The 5,541-nt window shown below is 69.8% G+C and carries 4 protein-coding genes; 2 read left to right on the forward strand and 2 right to left on the reverse strand.

Translation table 11 applies throughout. The annotated features are described in order from the left end of the window. Window positions 1-171: 171 nt before the first annotated feature. Together ABT147_RS46920 and ABT147_RS46925 are read right to left on the reverse strand one after the other, a co-directional pair. Window positions 172-2,049, reverse strand: coding sequence for an anthranilate synthase family protein (locus ABT147_RS46920; RefSeq protein WP_351418649.1), 1,878 nt, complete (start codon window positions 2,047-2,049; stop codon window positions 172-174). A 118-nt stretch (window positions 2,050-2,167) separates the two neighbouring features. Continuing rightward, window positions 2,168-2,278, reverse strand: coding sequence for a trp operon leader peptide (locus ABT147_RS46925; protein WP_351418651.1), 111 nt, complete (start codon window positions 2,276-2,278; stop codon window positions 2,168-2,170). 89 nt (window positions 2,279-2,367) lie between these two features. Here ABT147_RS46925 and ABT147_RS46930 point away from each other — a divergent pair, with 89 nt between their 5' ends. Both ABT147_RS46930 and ABT147_RS46935 read left to right on the forward strand, forming a co-directional pair. Further along, window positions 2,368-3,888: a hypothetical protein gene (locus ABT147_RS46930; RefSeq protein ID WP_351418653.1), complete on the forward strand. Its 1,521-nt coding sequence runs from the start codon at window positions 2,368-2,370 to the stop codon at window positions 3,886-3,888. Between the two features lie 145 nt (window positions 3,889-4,033). Beyond that, window positions 4,034-5,383 (forward strand): class II 3-deoxy-7-phosphoheptulonate synthase, encoded by a 1,350-nt coding sequence (locus tag ABT147_RS46935; protein ID WP_351418655.1) that lies wholly within the window; start codon window positions 4,034-4,036, stop codon window positions 5,381-5,383. Window positions 5,384-5,541 lie beyond the last annotated feature (158 nt).

Here is a 5,541-nt window from a genome sequence, read left to right on the forward strand (position 1 = left end):
GGCTGCGCCCCATGCTTTTCGCCTTCGGAGGGCCGCAGGCCCCTCCTGGGGGCGCGGGGAACTGCGCGAGAAGCCCCACCGGACCCGCACCCGAAGAACACACCCGACCGGGGGTCGAAGGGGCGCAGCCCCTGGGGACGGGACGGGTAGGGGCGGCGGGGGCGAGGAAACCTAGAGCGCCCGCAGGGACTGAACCCCCGCCACCAACTCCCGCACCACACTCACCCCGTCCAACGTCAACACCGACTCCGGATGAAACTGCACCCCCGCGAACCCGGCCCCACGCAACGCATGCACCTCCCCGCTCCCACTACGACTGACCTCCACCCCGCGCGCGGCCAACTCCACGGCCGTCTCGTCGTCACAGTGGGCCACGAAGCTGTTGTAGAACCCGACGGTCTCGGAGCGCCCGAACAGATCGATCCCGGTCTGCGCCCCCTGATAGGGCACCTCCTTCCGCACGATCCCCAACCCCAGCTCCAGCGCGATCAGCTCATGCCCGAGACACACCCCGAGCACCCCGTACCGATGCCCCCGCAACACCTCGGCGGTCAGCGCCCGCAGCACCCGCATCCTGGGATCCCGAAGATCCCCGGGATCCCCCGGCCCGGGCCCCAGCACCACGACCCCCTCGTGCGCGAGCACACCCTCCCGCAGCCCCGGCTCGTCGTACCGCCGCACCGTCACCTCCAGTCCCGACGACCGCAGCAGATGCGCGAGCATCGCCGTGAACGTGTCCTCGGCGTCCACCACCAGCGCATGCCCCGACAGCTCGTCCGTCCGCTCCTGCATCCGCAGCCAGAACGGCGCCAACGCCCCCCGACGCCCGTCCAGCGCGGCCCGCACCCGAGGGTCGTCCGCCAGCACCGGCCGCATCCGCTCCGGGCCGGACCGCCCCGGCCGTACCCCCAGTGCCGCCAGCACCCCCGCCGCCTTGGCGTGGGTCTCGGCGACCTCGCCCGCCGGATCCGACCCCCGCACGAGCGTGGCCCCCACGGGCACCTTGAGCCGTCCGTCCGCCGCGATGTCGGCGGTACGGATCAGGATCGGCGAGTCGAGGGTCTGCGCACCCGCCGCGTCCCGCCCCAGCAGGGCCAGCGCCCCGGCGTAGTACCCACGCCCGACACCGTCCCGCCCGCGAGGCTCGTACCGCTCGATCACCCGGCACGCGTTCTGCACCGGCGACCCGGTGACCGTCGCGGCGAACATGGTCTCCTTCAGCACCTCCCGCACATCCAGCGAGGACCGCCCGCGCAGCTCGTACTCGGTGTGCGCGAGGTGCGCCATCTCCTTCAGCCGGGGCCCGACCACGACCCCGCCCATGTCACCGACGGTGCACATCATCTTGAGCTCCTCGTCGACGACCATCGACAGCTCCTCGATCTCCTTGCCGTCGTCGAGGAAGGCCAGCAGGTCCTCCGGCGTCGGCCCGTCGGCCGGATAGCGGTAGGTCCCGCTGATCGGGTTCATCACGACCGTCCCGCCGGTCATCCGGACGTGCACCTCGGGGCTGGCGCCCACGAGAGTCCTTTCGCCGGTGTGCACGACGAATGTCCAGTACGCGCCCCGCTCGCCCTCCAGCAGCCGCCGGAACAGCGCGAGCGCGTCGGCGCGGCCGAAGCCGGGGACCGTGCCCTCATAGGTCCGCCGGATCACGAAGTTCGCGCCCTCGCCCCGCCCGATCTCCTCGCGCAGCACCCGGCCGACGATCTCCGCGTACGCCTCGTCGTCCACGTCGAATCCCCCGCCCTCGACCCGGACGTCATGCGCGGGCAGTTCCGCCAGGACCCGGTCCAGCGGCAGTTCGTACGACTCCTCCGGGACCAGCACCGACAGGGGTGTCCCGTCGTCGTGGACGTCGAAGCCGCGTTCGCGGATCTGCCGGAAGGGCACGAGCGCCAGCCCCTCGTCGGGGAGGTCGGCGAGCCGTTCGTACGTGGTCACCGGGCCGATCAGCAGTTCCACCGTGTCCTGGTCGCGCAGGCCGGGTGTACGGCGGCGCAGCAGGGCGAACGGGCGGTCGTCGGACAGGAGCCGGGTCAGGTCCATGGGTTCCTCTTCCCTCGGGGATCACGGTCGTCGCGGTGATCGGGGAGGGGCGGCCGGGCCCGGGAAACACCGAAGGCCGCCCCTCGGGCGGCCTTCGCGAAGTCTTGCGTACGCGCAGTCAGTGGGCCGCCGGATGAGCGGTCCACCACCAGTTCTGGATCGAGTGCGCGAACATGCGCCGCACCCTACCGGACGTCTCCCGTGAACTCACGTGATCTCCGCCCGTCATTCAACTTATGATCATCGGCGGTTCTGTTCTTTGACATGTTCTAGCCGATTTATGATCACGGAAGGGCGAGTGTGTCACTCATACGGAGAATGAGGCCCCTGGCCTTCGTCGCGGCGACGGCCGCCCTGTTCGCCGGGCTCACCGCACAGCCCGCGGCGGCGGCGGACGAGCCGGTGGTGACGAAGCTGACGCTGAGCGGCGACAGGTTCAAGATGACCGACACGAGCACCGTGTCGGAGGCGACCACCCTCGACGGCAAGCTGGCGGACGCCGACCTCGCGGACGTCGTCACCACCAACTACACGACGGACTCCTCCGGGGCGAGCGACCCCTGGATGAACCTGCGCACCATGCGCACATGCGCCGGCGACGAGACCAAGGCCCTGCCGCCGGTGAGCCGGAAGGTCGCCTGGTGCTGGTCCTCCGCACACGGCGACGACACCACCCCGCGCTGGTGGCCACAGGGCATGAGCAGCACCGGCACCGCCGACGGAGCCGACGGCGCCATCCAGGACAAGCGCGTCACGGCGGTCGCCTGGCACTACGAGACGTTCAAGACCAACGCGGCCGGCGACTACGAGGCCAACGACAAGTGCAAGACGAACAACCTGCTCAAGCTCACCCTCATCGACCGTGACACCAAGAAGTACCGCCACATCCTGCTCGCCGAGCCGACGGAGGGCGGCGCGGACTTCAAGTTCGTCACCGGCCACGGCGGCGGCATCGTCTGGTACGGCAACTACATCTACGTCACGGACACCTCCAACGGCATCCGCGTCTTCGACATCAACAAGCTCGGCAAGGTCGACACCTACGGCTCCGGCCTCAACTCCTACGGCATCGACGGCTCCGGGAAGTCCAGCGCCTGCGGCTACCCGTACGTGCTGCCGCAGGTCCACTACTACAAGCAGGCCTCCCCGCCGCCCTCCGGCGCGTGCGACTCGGACGCCGTCAACGGCACCCCCGACGCCGACTCCCTCTGCTACTCCTGGCTCTCCCTCGACAAGTCCGGGGGCAGCCCGTACAAGCTGGTCACCGGCGAGTGGTTCGGCAGCGCCGCGGGCGGCCGGGTGGTGCGCTACCAGCTCAACCCGACGAGCGCCTCGACCTATCCCGGGCTGCTCAACCTGTCCGGCGGCAAGACCGTGATCCAGGACGCGTACGCCGCGTCCCGCTATGTGGGACTGCAGGGCGGCATGACCTGGACCGACGGCGCCGGGCTGCTGAACTTCGCCTTCCACAAGGGCTGCGCCCTCCAGCCCGCCGTGTTCTCGCACACCTGGGTGGGCGACACCCGGGCCACCACGGCGTGCAACCGCACGGTCGGCGAGACGGTGTACGCCAACGGGAACTGGGCGGTGGGCACACCCCAGGCCCTGAGCTACTGGCCGAAGCTCGGCACGGAACAGGTGGAGGAGCTGTGGGGGCTGACGGAGCACATCTGCCCCGGTACGAGCCTGCGCGCGAGCTTCCCCCACGAGTTCAAGGCCGTCGAGGAGCCGGACGAGAAGCAGAACGCCTGTGACAGCTACAACAGCGCCGCCAACCTCTCGCTGCGCACGGTCTTCGCCGTGGGCTTCGACGACAGCGCGGTCATGAACCTGCACTGACACCGGCGGCCCGGGGCCACGCGGTCCCACGCCACCGGCCCGGCCGGCCGACCGGCCCGACGAACCCCGCTCCGATCGAGCGGGGTTCGTCTCACTTGATGAGCAGCGGGATGGACGCCCGACATGACCCCGTAATGTGGACGTCGTGACCGTGAACGCTAAGTCCAGCGCGAGCGCTGGCAACACCTGGCGAGACCTGCCCGCGGCGCAGCAGCCCGAGTACCCCGACACCGAGGCTCTGCGCGCAGTCGTTGCGGAGCTCGAGTCGTATCCGCCGCTCGTCTTCGCGGGCGAGTGCGACCAGCTGCGCGCCCGGATGGCGTCCGTCGCCAAGGGAGAGGCGTTCCTCCTCCAGGGCGGCGACTGCGCCGAGGCCTTCGACGCCGTGTCGGCCGACCACATCCGCAACAAGCTGAAGACACTGCTCCAGATGGGCGCGGTCCTCACATACGCGGCCTCCGTGCCGGTCGTGAAGGTCGGCCGGATCGCCGGGCAGTACTCCAAGCCGCGCTCCAAGGGCACCGAGACCCGCGACGGCGTGACCCTGCCGACGTACCGCGGCGACTCCGTCAACGGCTTCGACTTCAACGAGGCCGCCCGCATCCCGGACCCCGAGCGCCTGAAGCGGATGTACAACGCCTCCGCCTCCACGCTCAACCTGGTCCGCGCCTTCACCACCGGCGGTTACGCCGACCTGCGCCAGGTGCACGCCTGGAACCAGGACTTCGTGAAGTCGTCCCCGTCCGGCCAGCGCTACGAGCAGCTGGCCCGCGAGATCGACCAGGCGCTGAACTTCATGCACGCCTGCGGGGCCGACCCGGAGGAGTTCCGCACCGTCGAGTTCTTCTCCTCGCACGAGGCGCTGCTGCTCGACTACGAGTCGGCGCTGACCCGCGTGGACTCGCGCACGGGGCAGCTGTACGACGTCTCCGCGCACATGGTGTGGATCGGTGAGCGCACCCGGCAGCTGGACCACGCGCACATCGAGTTCGCCTCGAAGATCCGCAACCCGATCGGGATCAAGCTCGGCCCGACGACCACGGCCGAGGAGGCGCTGCAGTACATCGAGCGCCTCGACCCGGACCGCGAGCCGGGCCGGCTCACCTTCATCGTGCGCATGGGCGCGGACAAGGTCCGCGACAAGCTGCCCGAGCTGGTCGAGAAGGTCACCGCCTCCGGCGCGACCGTGGCCTGGGTGTCCGACCCGATGCACGGCAACACCTTCGAGGCGGCCTCCGGCCACAAGACCCGCCGCTTCGACGACGTGCTCGACGAGGTCAAGGGCTTCTTCGAGGTCCACAAGGGCCTCGGCACCCACCCGGGCGGCATCCACGTGGAGCTGACCGGCGACGACGTCACCGAGTGCGTGGGCGGCGGCGACGAGATCTTCGTCGACGACCTGCACCAGCGCTACGAGACGGCCTGCGACCCCCGGCTCAACCGCAGCCAGTCCCTGGACCTGGCGTTCCTCGTCGCGGAGCTGTACCGGGACTAGTAGCAGATCAAGAGTGGATGTGCCCGTTACACGGGCATGACGTGGGGCGCGGATCACATACGATCCGCGCCCCACACCACATTTTCTGGTCCCGTGGGCCGGGGTAGGGTTGGGTATCCACAACGTAGAACGGGTATTGGACACCAAACGATGCCCGC

It is taken from the genome of Streptomyces sp. NPDC001868 (genome assembly GCF_040297125.1).
In the GTDB taxonomy this organism is placed as follows: Bacteria; Actinomycetota; Actinomycetes; order Streptomycetales; family Streptomycetaceae; genus Streptomyces.

Bases quoted from the DNA above. Each gene is read 5' to 3' on its own strand.
- ABT147_RS46920 (WP_351418649.1), bottom strand. From the start codon at position 2,049: ATGGACCTGACCCGGCTCCTGTCCGACGACCGCCCGTTCGCCCTGCTG.
- ABT147_RS46925 (WP_351418651.1), bottom strand. From the start codon at position 2,278: ATGACGGGCGGAGATCACGTGAGTTCACGGGAGACGTCCGGTAGGGTG.
- ABT147_RS46930 (WP_351418653.1), top strand. From the start codon at position 2,368: ATGAGGCCCCTGGCCTTCGTCGCGGCGACGGCCGCCCTGTTCGCCGGG.